The organism is Sphingobacterium sp. UBA2480, from assembly GCF_002341965.1.
Taxonomy (GTDB): Bacteria; Bacteroidota; Bacteroidia; order Sphingobacteriales; family Sphingobacteriaceae; genus Sphingobacterium; species Sphingobacterium multivorum.
The window spans coordinates 362,108-381,109 of record NZ_DDPA01000009.1 but is presented as its reverse complement, the minus strand read 5'-3'; the positions used below and the strand labels follow the sequence as shown (position 1 = coordinate 381,109).

General features: G+C 41.8%; 13 protein-coding genes. 5 read left to right on the top strand and 8 right to left on the bottom strand.

All coding sequences use genetic code 11. From position 1 onward, the window contains the following. The first annotated feature begins 355 nt into the window (after window positions 1-355). A complete protein-coding gene (locus B3600_RS22185) occupies window positions 356-1,291 on the top strand; it encodes an ABC transporter ATP-binding protein (protein ID WP_115048061.1) in 936 nt (311 codons plus the stop codon). After that, on the top strand, window positions 1,284-2,609 hold the full coding sequence (locus B3600_RS22180) for an ABC transporter permease (RefSeq protein WP_286754413.1): 1,326 nt from the start codon (window positions 1,284-1,286) through the stop codon (window positions 2,607-2,609). Before B3600_RS22185 ends, B3600_RS22180 begins: the two co-directional genes overlap by 8 nt. 164 nt (window positions 2,610-2,773) lie before the next feature. Here B3600_RS22180 and B3600_RS22175 read toward each other — a convergent pair whose 3' ends face one another. Beyond that, complete coding sequence (locus tag B3600_RS22175; RefSeq protein ID WP_286754412.1) at window positions 2,774-3,301, bottom strand: Mpo1-like protein; 528 nt, start codon at window positions 3,299-3,301, stop codon at window positions 2,774-2,776. A 141-nt stretch (window positions 3,302-3,442) separates the two neighbouring features. Here B3600_RS22175 and B3600_RS22170 point away from each other — a divergent pair, with 141 nt between their 5' ends. Next, window positions 3,443-4,093, top strand: coding sequence for an HAD-IA family hydrolase (locus B3600_RS22170; protein ID WP_070569715.1), 651 nt, complete (start codon window positions 3,443-3,445; stop codon window positions 4,091-4,093). 334 nt (window positions 4,094-4,427) lie between these two features. Here B3600_RS22170 and rny read toward each other — a convergent pair whose 3' ends face one another. The 4 genes from rny to pheT form a co-directional block, all read right to left on the bottom strand. Further along, complete coding sequence (gene rny / locus B3600_RS22165) at window positions 4,428-5,981, bottom strand: ribonuclease Y (protein WP_286754411.1); 1,554 nt, start codon at window positions 5,979-5,981, stop codon at window positions 4,428-4,430. A gap of 348 nt (window positions 5,982-6,329) precedes the next feature. Further along, window positions 6,330-6,620 carry a cell division protein ZapA gene (locus B3600_RS22160; protein ID WP_046675831.1) on the bottom strand — a complete coding sequence of 97 codons (291 nt, stop codon included), beginning with the start codon at window positions 6,618-6,620 and terminating at the stop codon, window positions 6,330-6,332. A gap of 54 nt (window positions 6,621-6,674) precedes the next feature. Beyond that, window positions 6,675-6,980: a hypothetical protein gene (locus B3600_RS22155; RefSeq protein WP_046675830.1), complete on the bottom strand. Its 306-nt coding sequence runs from the start codon at window positions 6,978-6,980 to the stop codon at window positions 6,675-6,677. 40 nt (window positions 6,981-7,020) lie between these two features. Further along, window positions 7,021-9,417 (bottom strand): phenylalanine--tRNA ligase subunit beta, encoded by a 2,397-nt coding sequence (gene pheT / locus B3600_RS22150; RefSeq protein WP_286754410.1) that lies wholly within the window; start codon window positions 9,415-9,417, stop codon window positions 7,021-7,023. Between the two features lie 769 nt (window positions 9,418-10,186). Between pheT and purL the strand changes: the two genes are divergently transcribed. Further along, window positions 10,187-13,918, top strand: a complete 3,732-nt coding sequence (purL, locus tag B3600_RS22145) for a phosphoribosylformylglycinamidine synthase (RefSeq protein WP_286754409.1) — start codon at window positions 10,187-10,189, stop codon at window positions 13,916-13,918. 38 nt (window positions 13,919-13,956) lie between these two features. Here the strand turns inward: purL and B3600_RS22140 are convergent, their stop codons facing one another. Together B3600_RS22140 and B3600_RS22135 are read right to left on the bottom strand one after the other, a co-directional pair. Then, a complete protein-coding gene (locus B3600_RS22140) occupies window positions 13,957-14,403 on the bottom strand; it encodes a DoxX family protein (protein ID WP_046675828.1) in 447 nt (148 codons plus the stop codon). A 246-nt stretch (window positions 14,404-14,649) separates the two neighbouring features. Beyond that, the gene (locus B3600_RS22135; RefSeq protein ID WP_286754408.1) at window positions 14,650-15,564 is read right to left on the bottom strand and encodes an AEC family transporter; all 915 of its coding nucleotides are present in this window, start codon (window positions 15,562-15,564) and stop codon (window positions 14,650-14,652) included. 108 nt (window positions 15,565-15,672) lie between these two features. On the opposite strand from B3600_RS22135, the gene B3600_RS22130 reads away from it, so the two are divergent. Beyond that, the gene (locus B3600_RS22130) at window positions 15,673-16,503 is read left to right on the top strand and encodes a helix-turn-helix domain-containing protein (protein ID WP_286754407.1); all 831 of its coding nucleotides are present in this window, start codon (window positions 15,673-15,675) and stop codon (window positions 16,501-16,503) included. Window positions 16,504-16,557: 54 nt separating this feature from the next. Here B3600_RS22130 and B3600_RS22125 read toward each other — a convergent pair whose 3' ends face one another. Continuing rightward, a complete protein-coding gene (locus tag B3600_RS22125) occupies window positions 16,558-18,957 on the bottom strand; it encodes a mechanosensitive ion channel family protein (RefSeq protein WP_286754406.1) in 2,400 nt (799 codons plus the stop codon). Between the last annotated feature and the right edge of the window lie 45 nt (window positions 18,958-19,002).

The window sequence follows — 19,002 nt, the reverse complement described above, 5'->3', positions numbered from 1 at the left end:
AAAAAAGCTCCGTCTCCTATTTAATTGGCCAGGGACTAAAATGTCCCCAATTATTTTTAACTTTCACTTCAAACGATTCATCAAACAACTGAGCGCATCCCGAAGATGCACTATGCGGTTGGGTATACGTCTTATTAGCCAAATAAAAGAAGTCCTGCATGCCATAAAAAAAATAAATCTTGTAATAAGAAGTCCAGTAGGTAAAATGGAAACATCACCAAACAAGAAATTTTTCGGAGCTGCTGTAACAATTCAGCTGCTCAAGATACTAATCACATAAATAAACGTCAGTCTTTGGGAAAAAAGGAATATTTCTAACAAACTCAAAGAACGAATTAATTAAACCTTAAAATAGATGTTACTCGAAATCAATCATGTCACCAAAGATTACGCCAATCACCGTGCATTGGACGACGTATCCATTCAAATCCCAAAGGGTAAAATTTTCGGACTATTGGGGCCAAACGGGGCTGGAAAAACGTCCCTGATCCGTATTATTAACCAAATTACCGCGCCCGATTCCGGTGAGATTTTGTTTAATGGCGAAGCGCTGGGTCCACAGCATATTGCACAAATCGGCTATTTACCCGAAGAGCGGGGGCTGTACAAAAAAATGAAAATCGGCGATCAAATGTTGTATTTGGCGCAACTTAAAGGACTTTCCAAGCGAGAAGCCCTAGCACGCATCCAAGATTGGTGCCAGCGCCTGGACATCACATCCTGGTTGGACAAAAAAATTGAAGATCTCAGTAAAGGTATGCAGCAAAAAGTACAATTTGTCGCCACGGTCATCCACCAACCACAATTGATTATCTTGGATGAACCCTTTTCGGGATTTGATCCCGTCAATGCCAATATCATAAAAGAACAGATTCTCCGATTGAATCAAGAGGGGGCGACCATTATATTCTCCACACACCGTATGGAGACTGTGGAAGAGCTTTGCGATAATATCGCCCTCATCAACCGATCCAAGAAAATACTCGATGGTTCCGTACAGGCGATTAAAAAAGAATACCGAAATCAAACCTATCGATTAGAATATACAGCCAATGAAGATAATTTTCTTCTATCCGAAGACAGCCTATTTAAGGTCATCACGTCCACAAAGCACGACAAAACATACAACACTACAATTCAGCTAAATAACAATATTCATATCAATAATGTCTTAATGCGTTTCTTACCCCAAATACAGCTCAACCAGTTGATCGAAATCGTTCCCTCTATGGCGGATATTTTCATTCAAAAAGTTACTCAAGTCTCACCCCTATCTCAAGATCATGCATAAAATACTACTTATCATTCAACGGGAATACCTATCCCGTGTCAAGAAAAAATCTTTTATTGTCATGACTTTTGCCGTGCCCTTGTTCTTTTTTGCATTGTATGCAGGCATGTTTTATCTGACAAAAAAGAGCTTTAAAGATTCACACACCGAAGTCTTTATTTTAGATGAGCAAGGCGACTTTGCGGGAAAACTGCAAAGCAATAAAAATGTAAGTTATACAATCAGTAAACTGGATCTCCAGGCACAAAAAGCGCAGCTGACCCAAAGTGAAGGAAAACAGTCGATCCTTTATATCCCAAAAGATATTTTAACAAGCCAAAGAGCCGAACTGATTACCGGAGGCAAGACCAGCTTTGTCATACAGGAGATCATTAGTGGACAGCTGGAAGAGATCATCCGTGAAAAGGAATATAAAGCCAAGGGAATTGACCTGCAGATTATCCAGTCCATTAAGCCGAAAGTCAGCATCGATGCAAAAGAAATAACTGCCGACGGCGAAGAAAAGAACAGCAACACGGCCATTGCAATGGGCCTTGGTGTCGCTTTGGCTATCTTAGTCTATCTATCCCTGTTTCTTTATGGTGCCCAGGTAATGCGTGGTATTATCGAAGAAAAGAGCAATCGTATAATCGAAGTTATTATTTCCTCGGTCAAGCCCTTTCAGCTCATGATGGGTAAAATTGTTGGAATCGGTATGGTTGGACTGACACAGTTTGTCATGTGGCTTGTACTTACAGGAGGCCTATTTATCACAGCAACGCTACTCTTTGTCAATCCGCAGGACATGCAGGAAGTCGCCGCAAGCCAACCTGGAGCGGGTAATATGAGTACCGTATCAAAAGCTATGGCCCAGAATGATTCCGCTTCGATCCTTACGTCGATCCAAAGCTTTAATTTCACGGAGGTCATCATTTTCTTCTTTCTGTTTTTTATTGCCGGATACCTATTGTATAGTGCTATTTTCGCTGCTGCAGGCTCAGCTGTCGACAACGAAACAGAGGCCAATCAGTTTTCCATGCCCATTACCATGCCCTTGCTATTGACCTATATTCTTTCTTTCGGCGTCATTATCAATGATCCCAATGGACCGATTGCAACATGGTTGAGCTTTATTCCATTCACCTCACCGATCGCCATGCTCGTTCGCATACCTTTTGGTGTACCCCTATGGCAGATCCTGACCTCGTTGACCTTGCTCATACTGACCTTCTTATTGGTAACCTGGGTCGCTGCACGTATCTACCGCGTCGGCATTTTGATCTATGGAAAAAAGGCAAATCTCAAAGAAATCATCAAATGGTTCAATTACAAAAGTTAGTTATGTACTGAACTAATTACGCATGGCTGTCGGATATCCCCGATCTATGTCAGCGCTCAACTAAAAGAACGGGGCCAAATTGCAAGCAATTTGGCCCCGTTCTTTTAAGCCCCCGATTAGGATGCGATCAGATGCAATGCGATCAGCTCCTAAGGACAGCTCAATTAATATCTTAATTTCAATTTTTTAAAGACAAAATGCCACAGCCATATCGGTCCGACAAGTAAAAACTGCAGAAACTGTTGTCCTGTGATTTTCTTCTTTTCCTTTCCCTTACCGATAAACAGCGCGACAATAGATAGCAATGCGATTCCCAAACACACCCAGATGACAGCCGGGCCACCGTTCTTCTGTACGTATTCCAGTTGCACGATAAAGAAACTCATACCCCCGATCGAGAATAATATCGCATAGGACAAGGTTGCAGACAGCTTTAAATAATAATAAATGACAATAGCGATGAAGAAAGAGCCCCAATTCAAAAAGGTATGCCAATTGAGTTTGACCAAGAATTCGAACTGTGGAAATGGAATCATCCAGATGCAGCCCATGATACCAAAAAATAATAATGGTAAAAAGATGGCCTGAATCAGGCGGTTGGTCGGATCCTGAAAATTAGCATCCAGCTCCGCAAAATACTTATCTACGGGACGTAAAGGTTCGACTTCTTGAACTTTCTTCTTTTGTTTCATTCGGCAAATTTAACAAATATTGAGCATGCCTTAGGTCTTAAAAATGATAATATTCCCTATTTTTTGGTCTGCCGTAGGTCATTATCTGCTTTCAGGGCAAACAAACTCGCTTACTCCTATTCTATTCCGTAATATTGCAGCATGAAGTCTTACAAACATATCTTATTCGATCTGGACGGAACCCTGACCGACCCTGCAGAAGGGATTACAAAATGTATTGCCTATGCCTTGGAGTCCAAAGGCATCCATACAGCCGATCTGAATAGCCTCAAACCCTTGATCGGTCCGCCCCTTAAAGATTCTTTCATACATACCTTTGGATTTGGGGAAAGCGAAGCAATTGCCTGTGTAGAAAAATATCGGGAGCGCTTTTCAGCCATAGGACTGTACGAGAACATCCTGTTTGATCGCATACCCGAGCTTTTAACGCTCCTGAAAACAAAAGGGTACAGCATCTATCTGGCGACCTCCAAACCCGAAATATTCGCCCACAAAATATTACAACACTTTGAAATAAATACCTATTTTGATTTTGCGGGTGGAAGCGCTTTGGACGATTCCAGACCGACCAAAACCAGCGTCATCCAATATGTCATGGAAAAGGCCAAACTAACAAATCCACAGGAATGCCTCATGATCGGCGATCGTAAACATGATCTGATTGGCGCAAGGGAAACTGCCATGGATGCTGTTGGCGTACTGTATGGCTATGGTAGCCAAGCCGAACTCGAGCAGGAGTCACCGACCTATCTCATCCAGACAGTGCCTGACCTGATCGAATTTTTCAATTAAAAAATAGGGATCCTAAATTAAAGACAATTTAGGTTGAGTCCATTTAGGTCAACTTGATTCAAGTCTAGTCTATTCAAGTTCAGTCTATTCAAGTCTGGTCTATTCAGATCAATTCCAATACAGTCTATTGACACCAATTCAAGTCCATTCGCCAGGCAAGACACAAGTCAATTCAGGCTAATTCTACTCAGGCCAAGTTTATTGAGAACAGTTCAAGTCAATACCCAAACACCTTGAATAACTGAAATCATCCTGTTGAGGGAAAGCTGTAGAATTCCATAAAAAAAGCTCCAATCATTTTAATTGGAGCTTTTTTTAAGATGGATCCTTGGATCTATTTTGCGTAAGACACCGATCTTGTCTCACGGATAACAGTTACTTTAATTTGCCCTGGATACGTCATTTCCGTTTGGATACGGTTAGAGATATCAGCAGCGAGTATTTCCGACTGCGCATCAGAGACCTTCTCACTCTCCACGATGACACGTAGTTCACGACCAGCTTGTATCGCGAAGGTCTTCTCAACCCCAGGATACGATAAAGCCAAGTCTTCCAGCTCTTTTAAGCGCTTGATATAACTTTCTACAACCTCACGGCGTGCGCCCGGGCGTGCACCAGAAATCGCATCACAGGCTTGAACAACCGGAGATATTAAAGCCGTCATTTCGATCTCATCATGGTGAGCACCAATTGCGTTACATACATCAGGGTGTTCCTTGTATTTCTCTGCAAGTTGCATACCTAAAATAGCGTGTGGCAACTCTGGATTGTCATCAGGCACTTTACCAATATCGTGTAGTAATCCAGCACGTTTCGCATGTTTAACATTCAGGCCCAGTTCTGCAGCCATTGTCGCTGCAAAATTAGCAACCTCACGCGAGTGCTGTAAAAGATTCTGTCCGTAAGATGAACGGTAACGCATACGCCCTACCATACGAATCAATTCGGGGTGCAAACCATGGATCCCCAAATCGATCGCTGTACGTTCACCGATTTCAACAATTTCATCCTCAATTTGCGTCCGTGTTTTTGCAACAACTTCCTCAATACGTGCCGGGTGGATACGTCCATCGGTTACCAAACGGTGTAAAGCTAAACGTGCGATTTCCCGACGTACAGGATCGAAACCGGATAGGATAATTGCTTCAGGTGTATCATCTACGATGATCTCTACGCCTGTTGCAGCTTCCAATGCACGAATATTACGACCTTCACGACCAATAATACGACCTTTAATTTCATCATTTTCAATATTGAAAATTGAAACGGTATTTTCGATCGCAGATTCCGTAGCAGTACGTTGGATTGTCTGTATAACAACCTTTTTCGCCTCTTTAGTCGCTGTCAATTTTGCCTCATCCACAATATCTTTGATTTGAATCATGGCTTGTGAGCGGGCTTCTTCACGCAACGAATCCACCAATTGATTTTTTGCTTCGTCGGCAGTTACACCAGCGATGCTTTCCAATTGCTTAATCTGTTGCAGTTTTAATGCTTCTACTTCCTCGGATTTCTTTTCATTCAGTTCAACCAATTTATCCAATTGCTTTTTCTTGGTATCCACCTCCTGCTTGTCGCGGTTGATGTTTTCCAATTTTTGGTTAATTGACTGCTCTTTTTGTCTTAACGTATTTTCCTTCTGGTTGATGGCATTGTTACGTTGATTGACTTCCTTTTCATGTTCAGATTTTAATTGAAGGAACTTTTCTTTGGCCTCTAACAGGCGTTTCTTTTTAATGTGTTCCCCTTCCTGCTCTGCATCTTTCAGTATGCTATTTACCTTATCCTTGGCTTCCTGTTCTTGCTTTTTAAACAACAAAACCAATAGATAACGACCTATAACAACACCAACAATCAGAGAAATTATGCTATAAATTGCGATGTCCATGTATGTATAATTGTATTATTATGTTTGTTTTTATTAATTATATTCAAATTCCAGTAAAATCATGAATCGTCCGATTCCCCATCTTTGGTATGCACCAATGTGGCGAGCCTGATAAGCTCATAAGACTTCATGACAAAAAAAAACCGCAATTAAATTTAAACAGGTCTCATGTATTATTAAACTTCGTGATTACATAATTAGGCTTAGATTATGACCCAGATGGCTTTCGCAAAATGGCCTATATCTTTTTGCGCCTGTAATATTGAAGCGTTAAGTTTAAAATAGTGACAACCCGAATTTAATTGCGGCAAATTCGTCGTTTAAGCTCTAAATATAAAGAACGTAAATTTATTTTTTAAAGAAATCCGTCAACAACTGATCAAGTTCCTGTACTGAATTTTCCAAGCCCACTTCGTGGTTTTGGGACTGCCGCTCTGCATTAAGCATACGCGTCGCAAATTGCAATACACACATGGACAACAAATCCTGCTTATCTCTCACAGTATAGTTTTCCTGCAATTCCTTTACTTTTTCATTTATCAATTTCGCAGCATGTCGAATTACTTCTTCTTCCGCGCTCTCCACCCGAAGGGGATAAACACGATCTGCGATATTTATTTTTATGGAAATCTCTCCCATTTCTTTGAGCTTTTTAACGTTGTATTAGTTTGAATCCGATAACACTTCTCCCAACTATTTCAACAAACTAATACATTTGTCTATTTCCCGCACAAAATCGTTAATTTTTTGTTTTGTGTCAAGTATTTTTTCATTAATTGCTTCCTTATCCGTTTCAGAATCTAACGTGCGGGCAACTGCCAACGCTTTGACCTTCTCTTCCAACTGCTTGCTCTTATCGTTGCTCGCATCGAAAGCCACTTTTAAGGATTGTACCTCTAATTTAAGCAAATCATTTTCTTCTTGCAAGACTTCGCACAATTGAATTAAATTTTTCGTTTTCTCAACGATCAGATTCATTTGTGAAGACAATGTTGCCATAGTATAAATTGAATATTACCAATTAATGTTGTATCTCTCGTTAACCACGCACTTCCGCGCCTAGTTCCTTCTCAAAATTAACAATTAATTTTTGAACTATCGCATCAATTTGCTTATCCGTAAGTGTTTTTTCTTCATCCTGCAAGATAAAGCTCAGAGCATAAGACTTTTTCCCTTCCGGAATTTTATCACCTTTATACACATCAAACACATTTACCTCCTTCAAAAGCTTGCGTTCGGTCTTTTGAGCAACAAATTGTAGCTTATCGAAGCTCACATTTTCATCGATCAAGAGCGACAAATCTCTGCGCACAGCCGGGAATTTGGAAACTTCTTTGTATTGAATGCTATTCTTACGAATAATTTTCATCAAAACATCCCAGTCAAAATCAGCAAAGAAAACCTGACCTTCAACATCTGCTTTTTTCAAATCTGCGTTCGCGATTGCACCAAAAGAAACTAAACATTTCTGCCCTTTCATATAGTTCAAACCATAGGCGAAATGTGTACTTGTAGCATCTTGTATCTGAATTCCTTCAATTTTCAAGCGTTTGATAAGCGTATCTACAGCCGCTTTAAGGTTATAGAAATTAACCGCGTCTTTTTTGCTGTTCCATTGCTCAGCTTCATTTTTACCTGCCATGGCAAAAGCCAGATGCTGCGTTTCTTTATAGCCTTCACCATCCAGCGCATAAGTTTTACCGAATTCGAAGAACTTCAGGTCAAAGTTTCTTCGTTTTTGGTTATATTCAATCGCACTCAAAACAGAAAAAACCATATTTTGACGCATTGTATCCAAATCCGAGCTCAATGGATTATACAATTTGACCGCCGTTTCGCTATCATCCGCATAATCCAGCTTCGTTAGGGAGTTGGACAGAATTTCACGAAACCCATTGGCGATGAGCAGATCAGCCAATTGATTTAAGACAACTTCCTTATCCGGCTTCTCAACCGTATTTAAAGAGGCCTTAATTTGTGACTTCAACTCGATATTGTTATAACCATAAATCCGCAACACTTCCTCCACAACGTCTACCTCGCGTGTGACATCAACGCGGTATGCAGGCACCAACACATCAAGTCCTGTTTCAGTTTCTGAAGCGACTTCAATGCCAAGAGCGACAATAATGGATTTAATTTCTTCATTTGGGATCGCCTGACCGATCAAACGAACCACATTCGCATAGCTCACGTGAAATGAAAACGGGTTAATCACCACGGGATACTCATCTTTTAGCGTCGATGAAATCGTTCCACCTGCAATTTCCTGAATCAATAAAGCTGCGCGCTTCAAGGCTTCAACCGTAATATTCGGATCGGTACCACGTTCGAAACGGAAAGAGGCATCTGTTTTTAAGCCATGTCTTTTGGAGGTCTTCCGTACAGAAACAGCATTGAAATAGGCCGACTCCAAAAATACATTGGTCGTTTCGGCTGATACACCCGAATGTGCTCCACCAAAAACACCTGCAATACACATTGGTTTTTCAGCATCTGCAATCACCAAGTCCTCTGCAGACAAGGTACGCTCCACACCATCCAGCGTAACAAATTTTTCACCCTCAGTCGCCAAACGAACAATGACTTTATTTCCCGCAATTTTATCAGCATCAAAAGCATGCAGTGGCTGACCTAAATCGTGTAGTATATAATTGGTAACATCGACAATATTATTGATCGGACGAACACCGATAACATTTAATTTCTCTTTTAACCAATCGGGAGATTCGCCAACGCGAACACCGGTAATATTGATACCACTATAACGTGGGCTTGCCTGTGCGTCTGCAACGACCACTGTCGTTCCCTCCGCCTCAGCAACCTTAAATGCAGAAACATCTGCCTTTAACACGTGTGTACGAAAATGTGCCGCAATATCTCTTGCAACGCCTAAATGCGAAGCAGCATCTGCACGGTTTGGTGTTAAGCCAATTTCATAACGGTAATCATCCTGGATATTGAAATGATCTTTCACTAAGGTCCCCACAGCAACGTCAGCTGGTAATTCAACGATACCGGCATGAGATGTACCCAAACCGATTTCATCTTCTCCACATAACATACCTTCGGAAACTTCACCACGAATTTTAGATTTGGTAATTTTAAAAGGCTCTCCGGTAAGCGGATGGCAAGTAGTACCTACTGTAGCAACAATAACTTTCAATCCTGTACGACAGTTTGGTGCACCACATACAATGTGCAATAACTCCGGTCCACCGACATCAACAGTGGTTACTCTTAATTTATCGGCATTAGGATGCTGTTCACAAGTTTTCACTTCACCAACAACCAAACCATCCAATCCACCTGGGATACTCTGCACGACGTCCAAAGCTTCTACTTCCAATCCTGTATTTGTTAAGATCAGCGATAGTTCCTCCGGTGTCGAATCTATATTAACGTGTTGTTTTAACCAATTATATGAAATATTCATCTCGAATCTGATTTGATGCACAAACTTAGATAAATTTGAGTTTATATCCAACGTCAATTTGCCGATCATCGCCGGAAGTCCTGAATTTGAAGATAGCTGGCAGCCCCTATCCTCACCGGCTGTATGACAAATTACCATATGATCTAAGGGGTTGTTGGGCTTCGGCGAACAAACCGACTTGCCACAGGGCGTTTTTCTTGCGCTATTGCTTATGCTTTTTCAGGTTTTCCGCATGGACAAGGTGCTTTGGGCTTTGGTCGGCACATCGTTGGCCTTGGTTCGGGGCAGCTTCGGGACATGGCCTGAACATGGTCGGGATTGCTTCGCCTGCTGTTCGGCCGTTGTTCGGCTCCTTGCCGAAGCGGACCCGAATCTTTCCCGAAGCCCAGCCGAAGCTGTCTCGAAGCGGACCCGAATCTTTCCCGAAGCCCAGTCGAAGCCCAGCCGAAGCTGTCTCGAAGCTGTCTCGAAGCTGTCCCGAGCCGTTCCCGAAGCAATCCTGATCCGTTGCCGAATAGCGTACGGATTTGAACGGACTTGAGCGGATTTAAAGGGAATTAAACGGACTTTAGGCATATACACTCCGCTCTTGAATAAGCAAGCCCCAACACAATTTCATAAAAAAAGCCTTATCAGATTGTACCGATTTTTATCCTTTTTATGTCCAATCTTAAAGACCTATTTTTTAATCAAAAATCCCGTCATTTCCATAAAAATAATATGTAACTTTGTGCTTTAATTTGAAGAACGTTCAAAACAAACATTTATAATGATTCATTTCTTTGAGAACCCATCGAACACTGTATATGGTGTTCAAAGCGTAAACTCTTTATCACAAGAAGACATTACTAAACTCAACTGGCTATTCGGCAACGCCAAAAAACTAGACGACCAAAACCTTAACCATTACTTTGTAGGACCCCGCGCCGCGATGGTTACTCCCTGGAGTACCAATGCAGTAGAAATCACGCAAAATATGGGAATTGCAGGAATTGTTCGTATAGAAGAATTTCAACCGGTACCAGCGGATTTCAATGACTTCGATCCAATGATTTCACAAAAGTTCAGTATGTTGACACAGGACATGTATACCGTCAACATTACACCTGAGCCGATATTGGAAATTGAAGACATCGAGGCCTACAACAAATCTGAGGGCCTAGCGCTAAATCCAGAAGAAGTAGATTACCTCAATAACCTTTCGACCAAATTGGGTCGTCTGCTTACAGACTCGGAAGTATTCGCTTTTTCACAAGCAAACTCTGAACACTGTAGACACAAGATTTTCAATGGTACCTTTATCATTGATGGCGAAGAGCAACCCACTTCCCTCTTTAAATTAATTAAAAAGACTTCTGAAACCAATCCGAACGAGATTGTTTCTGCTTATAAAGATAACGTTGCCTTTGTCAAAGGTCCACGTGTCACACAATTTGCACCTAAATCGGCCGACAAACCTGACTTTTACGAAGAGAAAGCATTTGATTCGGTTTTATCCGTAAAAGCTGAAACACACAATTTCCCGACTACTGTAGAACCATTTTCGGGTGCTGCAACTGGGTCAGGTGGTGAAATCCGCGACCGTATGGCCGGTGGCCAAGGAGCGATTCCATTGGCGGGTACTGCCGTATACATGACTGCTTATTCGCGATTGGAACAAAATAAATTGGACCTTCAGGCAGGAACAGTTACTGAACCGGCAAAGGAACTCAACAAAACGCGGCCATGGGAAAATGCGATGCAAGAGCGTCAATGGTTGTACCAGACCCCGGTTGACATCCTGATTAAAGCTTCCAATGGTGCTTCTGACTTCGGTAATAAGTTTGGTCAGCCCTTAATTACAGGTTCTGTATTGACCTTCGAACATGAAGAGGATGGCCGTAAACTTGGTTACGACAAAGTCATTATGCAAGCGGGTGGTGTTGGTTATGGAAAACTGGATCAAGCGAAAAAACATACGCCGAAAACTGGCGATAAAGTTGTTATCCTAGGTGGAGAAAATTACCGCATCGGAATGGGTGGCGCTGCTGTATCTTCTGCAGATACAGGGGCATTTGGTTCTGGAATTGAGCTTAATGCCATTCAACGTTCCAATCCCGAAATGCAAAAACGTGCAGCGAATGCTGTTCGTGGCTTAGTAGAGTCTGATCATAACCCTATTGTCTCTATCCACGATCATGGTGCAGGTGGCCACTTAAACTGTTTATCTGAACTTGTTGAAGAGACCGGCGGCTTGATTGACCTGGATGCACTTCCTGTAGGCGATCCTACACTATCCGCAAAAGAAATTATCGGTAATGAATCGCAAGAACGTATGGGACTTGTGATCGCCGAAGATGATATTGACACCTTAAAACGTGTTGCCGATCGCGAACGTGCACCAATGTACACCGTAGGTGATGTCACTGGCGACCACCGCTTTACTTTCGAATCAAAAAGTACGGGTGAAAAACCAATGGATTATGCCCTTGAAGATTTCTTTGGCTCATCGCCAAAAACTTTCATGCGCGATAAAACCGTAGTTCGCAACTACGCTGATCTTGCTTATGATGCAGCTAATATTCCAAGCTACTTAAACCAAGTATTACAACTGGAAGCGGTTGCTTCCAAAGATTGGTTAACCAATAAAGTAGACCGTTGTGTTGGTGGCCGTGTTGCCAAACAACAATGTGCGGGTCCATTGCAATTGCCGTTGAATAACGTCGGTGTCATGGCATTGGATTATAAAGGTAAAGAAGGTATTGCGACAACAATAGGTCACTCCCCTGTGGCTGCCTTAGTGGATCCGGCTGCGGCAAGCAGAACGGCTATTGCGGAATCGCTTTCCAACATCGTATTTGCCCCAATCAAAAACGGTCTTGCAGGAATCTCCCTATCGGCCAACTGGATGTGGGCAGCCAATAATGAGGGTGAAGATGCCCGCTTATACCAAGCTGTTAAAGCATGCTCGGATTTTGCCATTGCATTGGGAATCAATATCCCGACGGGAAAAGATTCTTTGTCGATGAAGCAAAAATATCCAAACGGCGAAAACGTCATTGCCCCTGGCACATTGATCATTTCTGCCGCAGGAAACTGTACTGATATCACCAAAGTGGTTGAACCTGTGCTAAACAAAACAGCCGGATCGATCTATTACATCAACTTATCAAAAGATCAGTTCAAATTAGGCGGTTCGTCATTTGCACAAATCATCAATAAATTAGGTACTGAAGTACCGACCATTCAAGATGCTGCTTACTTTAAAACAGCATTCAATACCGTACAGCAATTAATTCACGAAGGACAGATCGAAGCTGGGCACGACGTCGGATCGGGTGGCTTGATTACAACCTTATTGGAAATGACCTTTGCCGATGTTAATCTTGGTGCCAATTATGACCTTTCGGCATTACATGAATCGGATAGCGTAAAAGCCTTCTTTAATGAGAATATCGCACTTGTCCTTCAAGCAAAAGACGACGCTGCTTTCGAAGCAATCGTGAAAGATGCCGGTGTAGACGCGGTTAAAATTGGTCAGGTGATCGAAGGTAATACTGTAACAATTAAAAATCAAGAAGCGGTATTCAGCTTTGATGTAGCAGCAACACGTGATGTATGGTTTACGACATCCTTCCTTTTGGATTCCAAGCAATCTAAAAATGGAACTGCACAACAACGTTTTGATAATTATAAACACCAACCCCTAGCCTTTACTTTCCCAAGTCAATTTGATGGTAAGAAACCAAAAATCGACGGAACTAAAGCACGTCCGAAAGCGGCAATCCTTCGTGAGAAAGGTTCCAACTCCGAACGCGAAATGGCAAATGCCATGTTCCTGGCAGGCTTTGATGTGAAAGATGTTCACATGACCGATTTGATCACTGGTCGTGAGACATTGGAAGACATCCAATTTATCGGTGCCGTCGGAGGCTTCTCGAACTCAGATGTATTGGGTTCGGCAAAAGGTTGGGCCGGTGCTTTCCTTTACAATGAAAAAGCGAAAAAAGCCTTAACCGACTTCTTTGCTCGTCCGGATACACTTTCGGTTGGTATCTGTAATGGATGTCAGTTATTTATGGAACTTGAAATGATCAATCCTGAGCATGAAATCCATGGAAAAATGCTACACAATACTTCAGGGAAACACGAGTCAAACTTTGTGTCTGTAAAAGTTCAGGAAAACAATTCGGTCATGTTATCGACACTAGCGGGAAGTACCTTAGGGGTTTGGATTTCACACGGGGAAGGAAAATTCAACCTTCCGTATGGGGAAGAGCAATACAATATCGTGGCAAAATATGCTTATGAGCAATATCCGCATAACCCAAATGGTTCGGACTATAATACAGCAATGGTCTGCGATAAGACTGGACGCCACTTGGCTACGATGCCACATATTGAGCGTTCGGTGTTCCAATGGCATTGGGCAAATTATCCAAAAGGTCGTCAGGACGAAGTTTCTCCTTGGATTGAAGCATTCGTTAATGCACGTCAATGGATTGACGAGCAAGGCAAATAAAAAAAGAAAAACTCCTTCATGTATGAAGGAGTTTTTTTTTAGATATCCCTTTTGTATCCTGGTTTGTTCATCATTTGATCTAGGGAGTATTTTCCAGAGCCCATGACCATAAAAAAGATCAGCAAAAAGAATACGACTATAGAAAGCCACAATTCGGAATTCAAATAACTAAACCCGTGGGTGATATTAACAAAAAATACAGCCCCTACCAATACCGGAAATAATAGTAATGAGGCTAAACGGGTTTGAAAACCTAAGATAAGGAACAGCCCGCCTACCAAATGGGTAAAAACCACATAGTGAACCGCACCCCATGATGATAAGTGGAAACTACTTTGCTCAATCATGTGTTGAACAACATCCCTATCATTTACGAAACTTACACCTTTGGCAAAAATAACGATCCCTAAGGCTATTCTTAGGTAATCGATCCATTGTGGGTGATGTGCATCGCCCCAATGCTCAATTTTGTGTATCAGGTTCATAACATACCTCCTTTTTATAGATGGTTATAGCCTAATAACAATTGAACAGTAAAAAAGTTGTTTGTATGAGATGATTCACTATCAAAATGTTACGAACAGAATACATAGCCTTTACTACGCAACACTTCTGCTAAAACCAATCGTTGGCAAATGAGGCCCCACGCTGTTTCCAAAATCAATCAATCAATCAATCANNAATCAATCAATCAATCAATCATTCAATCAATCAATCAATGCAACCATAAATTAGGAGAAAAAAAATCGAATGACAAAATCCCAAAACGCGGTTGTCAGCAGCCCCACAACGATACTAAAACCGATCACCAGATTGACCAATTTGGTATTCAGATGGTATTGCTCGGCAATGATCCCTGAGGTTACCAAGGTTGGCATAGCCGCTTCGAATATACTGACCCGCGCAACAGCGCCCTTTACACCAAGTAGTAAAGCAAATAGTAATACCAATGCTGGGGCAAGAATCAATTTATAACTCATCGCTGTACTGATCTGCGAAATCTGTTGTCGCCAACCGTCAAACTTCAACTGTAAACCAATAGAAAATAAGGCCAAGGGTCCAACGGTCGCCACCAGCTTATCAAAAAAAGGCTCGGCAACCGAAAGATCAACCAATTGCGACAGCATTAAGGCTGTTATACAACCGATCAGGGGTGGAAAGCTGACTAACTTTCGAAGCATAAATTTGACATCTATCGCCTCGCCATCTTGGGCATTCGCTCGCAGTGCATTGATAAGTCCAGCTGTAGAAAGTAGAATAAATGTGGTTTGGTCGCAAATAATCGCAATCGGCAACTGGGCTTCGCCAAAATAGGCGATGATCAATGGAAAGCCAATAAAGGACGTATTGCTATAACCAGCGGCCAATTCCAAACTACTGCGCGAACGCTGTTTATAGCTTTTACGCCTACAGTACATTTCCATAAATAACCAACTACCTGCCCAAACGAGGATTGCCGAAAACACCGGAAACAGTAATTGCGATGACCATACAATCTTCGGAATATATTTGAAAGACACCGCTGGAAGGGCAAAATAAAGAATCCAGGTATTGATCCCTTTATGTGCTTCGGCATGAATTAAATTTGTTCGCTTTAACAGCATCCCTGCCGCGATGCAAAATGCAATCATTATAAAATTGACCATGTTTTATTACCATTTTATACGACACAAAGGTGCAATAGTACGGCAGGCAATAACATGTACAAATACATTATTTTTATGTACATTTACGGATATATAATCAGGAGAATAATGCGCAAAAAACAGTTTGAGCCTTTGCGGATCAGTGAATTTATTGAGGATAGCTTTCATTTACCTCCACATGAACAGAATTATTATGAGCTTGTTTATATTCGTTCAGGCAAAGGAACCCATGTGATCAACAGATTTGAACTGAACTATGAACGTGGCGATGTATTCTTAATTAGTCCGGCAGACAAGCATTATTTTAACATTGAAGAAAAGACACATTTTCTGTTTATTTTATTTACAGATACCTACTTCCTGCAGAATAAACGCAATCAAAAGCGCTATGCCTGGATTATGGAGCTGATGAACGACAGGGGATTAAAGGAACGCAAATTGGATATGGGCGAGCATCATCGCCTGATTTACACTCATATCCTGGAAGCGGTCCGACTGTATAGTCATACCACAGTCAGCGAGCGTTCGGACTGGCTATTTGACCAACTCGTCGCGATCTTTGGGCTCTTCAAAGAAATAGCAGAGACGCAACGTTTACCCCAGCAGCATGAACTATATGTTGACCGATCGATTTCGGCTTACATTCATCAGCATATTTTTTCGCCCGAACAACTTCAGGTCAGCCTACTGGCTCAGAAATTCAATATTGCCCCATCCTATTTTGGGACCTACTTTAAGAAGAACTTCGGCAGCAGTTTAAGAGCGTATATCAATACCTACCGGATCGAACTCATCGAGAACAGACTTAAATCCAAAGATTATACCTTGAAACAAATTGCTGCAGAACTCGGATTTACCGACGAGAGCCATCTTTCCCATTTCTACAAACGCGCCAGGGGATTTAGTCCTTTACATTATCGAACTCAGCGGACTAAATAGTAGGCTTTCCAGATAATACACCCTGTATACGCGGAAAAATTGCAATTGAATGGGCTAAATCTTGGGTGGAATGACGCTATAAAACTTCAAGCCCTCAGCTTCAAACTTCTTATACAATACAAGTAAGACATCATTTTTAAAGGCAGAAGCATTGGCAGCAAAATTTACCCAGCCGGAAACACTCAGGTAAATCATCTCAGCGCTGATGTCCTGTATACTGATTCCGCTATCTCTATCCTTGATAAAATGGTCACTACTTTCCATCGCGTCTTTGATCCATTGTTTGGCTTGGTCCAAATCTGCTTTCCGATCGATATGGAGAACAAAACTTGTCTTGCTGTATTCTTGGGATAAGGTCCAATTGACAACCCTTCCCGACAGCAAATCGCCATTTGGAATAATGACATCTGCACCATCACCTGTTTTTAAAACACTGGCGCGTATACCGATTTCCTTGACGCGCCCTTTTTTGTCGGCAAGCTCAATTTGATCACCAACGCGAAACGGCTTATCAAAAACCAAAATTATGCCCGAGACAAAATTATTGATGATATTCTGCATGCCGAGTCCGATACCAACACTCAATGCGCCAATCACGACCGTAAGTTTGTCCAAACTCATACCCAGGGCCGAGATGGCCATAAAGAAACCGATCAGAATAATGGCCAAGCGAAAGAGCGGAAATAAGGTCATCTTCTGATTATAGACCTGGCTGAGCTGACCGTCTTCACCACCAAGAACGATCAAACTAATATTTTTCTGAAACCAATTGGCCACCAACAGCAGTAAAACCGCTACACCAAGATTTCCTAAGGTAAAAGAGATGCTGCCGATACTGCGTACTTTTCCGAAGAATGTTTCGCTCAATGCCAATAAACTTTCAATAAACTGTAAGTTATTTGCCAGGACAATGATCGCCAAAAGCACACAGACAATACGCAGAATTTCGGTGATGATAGCCAAGGTGCGCTGCTCGTTGAAACGCATCCAAAAACCGGAAGTCAGCCGATCTTTTTTAAACTGATTGCGGACATCCGCCTTAATCATATCCGAAAAATACTGCAGTGTAAAAGACTGCACCAGCCCCACAGCACAGGCAATACTAAAACTACGTGAATGCTCCACATGCCCGATAATATTCAGTGTAATTGCGGTCACGTTGAGTATAGCAAAAATTACATAAATAAAATTACTGATATAACCCGGACTATCCGCATTCTTTATACGCCGTTTCGTATAACTGACCAATCCTAAAGCAATCAAATTGAAGGCAATACAAACGATACGTAAAAACAGGTCATCGCTTACGATCATATTGACAAATACATCCAGGATATAGAATACAATAAGGATAATGGCAATTTTACGCTGCAATCCACTCATGCGATGCCTGAGCAAAAACATGAAGATTAACATGATGACCAATTGGGAAGCCTGCAAAATGAAACTTGGTGTAAAGAAGTTTACAAAAGGCAACAGTGTCAGGAGAAAAATAATGGTTTTCCCAACGATCGCATCAATCGCAAGTTTATGTTCAGGATCATTTTGCCGAAGGATATAAGACACCCGTACAATCCAGTAGCAATACCCCAATCCCAGTACAATCAACAGGATACGGCTCGCCCAATCTGTCCGATTCACATATTTGTCTATCGACTTATTGTTACTGTAATTACTCCGGATATTATTTAAGATCACATCTTTAGAGATGGCTGCCGTATTGGCTTTCCATATCGAACTTTTAGCGGTCACGGAATCGGCTTTTTTGTTTCCGCTTTTTATTTCGTGAACGGTTTCAATCCGAATCAGATGACGTTGATTTTTAGCTATAAGTTCATCAATCGTCCGATTGATCGCCTCCAGCGAATCTTGTTTTGCAGCTAGTTTAAGCTGCGCATTGTCGAGATATTGATACGCTCTACTGTGATTATTGGCACTGATATCATAGCGGTTGATCAGCGTTTTGATCTGATCTGCTGTCACATTGAGGCTATTGGAATAATTGCTGATACTGCCTTTAATAGACTTCAGCTGGCTGATTTCTTCATGGATACTATTTTTTATTAAAGCAATACTATCTTTAGCCGATCCAGCATTCGTTGTCAAGTAGCCATTGGATTTTTCATTCAGCTGCGCGATAAGCTCGGCCATGGAAGCCGTACGAATATTGGATAAAAAGTTTAGATTTACTTTGCGCAGATCATTTCTTAGCTCATTCCGCAGTGAGTCATTTCCAACCCGTGTCGAATCCACATTCGACCGTCTACTTAGGCTGCTATGGCTCGCCGTGCGATCGCCTATCTGATTCTTCCGAACCTGAACGGAGTCCTGTGCAAATCCGTGCAGCTGAAAAGCCAAGAGACTTAAGACAAAAATAAAATGCTTGACAATGCCCAATTTCATACTTCTAATTTTGTTGACTTTCTTTCCTGGCAACAGGTAGTCAAATGCCATGGAAACTACAAATTGCAAAGAAAGGACCAAAGGTTTTTCTCCGAC

Excerpts from the sequence above, each read along its gene's own strand:
- B3600_RS22185 (WP_115048061.1), top strand. The coding sequence starts at position 356 with ATGTTACTCGAAATCAATCATGTCACCAAAGATTACGCCAATCACCGT.
- B3600_RS22180 (WP_286754413.1), top strand. The coding sequence starts at position 1,284 with ATGCATAAAATACTACTTATCATTCAACGGGAATACCTATCCCGTGTC.
- B3600_RS22175 (WP_286754412.1), bottom strand. The coding sequence starts at position 3,301 with ATGAAACAAAAGAAGAAAGTTCAAGAAGTCGAACCTTTACGTCCCGTA.
- B3600_RS22170 (WP_070569715.1), top strand. The coding sequence starts at position 3,443 with ATGAAGTCTTACAAACATATCTTATTCGATCTGGACGGAACCCTGACC.
- rny (WP_286754411.1), bottom strand. The coding sequence starts at position 5,981 with ATGGACATCGCAATTTATAGCATAATTTCTCTGATTGTTGGTGTTGTT.
- B3600_RS22160 (WP_046675831.1), bottom strand. The coding sequence starts at position 6,620 with ATGGGAGAGATTTCCATAAAAATAAATATCGCAGATCGTGTTTATCCC.
- B3600_RS22155 (WP_046675830.1), bottom strand. The coding sequence starts at position 6,980 with ATGGCAACATTGTCTTCACAAATGAATCTGATCGTTGAGAAAACGAAA.
- pheT (WP_286754410.1), bottom strand. The coding sequence starts at position 9,417 with ATGAATATTTCATATAATTGGTTAAAACAACACGTTAATATAGATTCG.
- purL (WP_286754409.1), top strand. The coding sequence starts at position 10,187 with ATGATTCATTTCTTTGAGAACCCATCGAACACTGTATATGGTGTTCAA.
- B3600_RS22140 (WP_046675828.1), bottom strand. The coding sequence starts at position 14,403 with ATGAACCTGATACACAAAATTGAGCATTGGGGCGATGCACATCACCCA.
- B3600_RS22135 (WP_286754408.1), bottom strand. The coding sequence starts at position 15,564 with ATGGTCAATTTTATAATGATTGCATTTTGCATCGCGGCAGGGATGCTG.
- B3600_RS22130 (WP_286754407.1), top strand. The coding sequence starts at position 15,673 with ATGCGCAAAAAACAGTTTGAGCCTTTGCGGATCAGTGAATTTATTGAG.
- B3600_RS22125 (WP_286754406.1), bottom strand. The coding sequence starts at position 18,957 with ATGGCATTTGACTACCTGTTGCCAGGAAAGAAAGTCAACAAAATTAGA.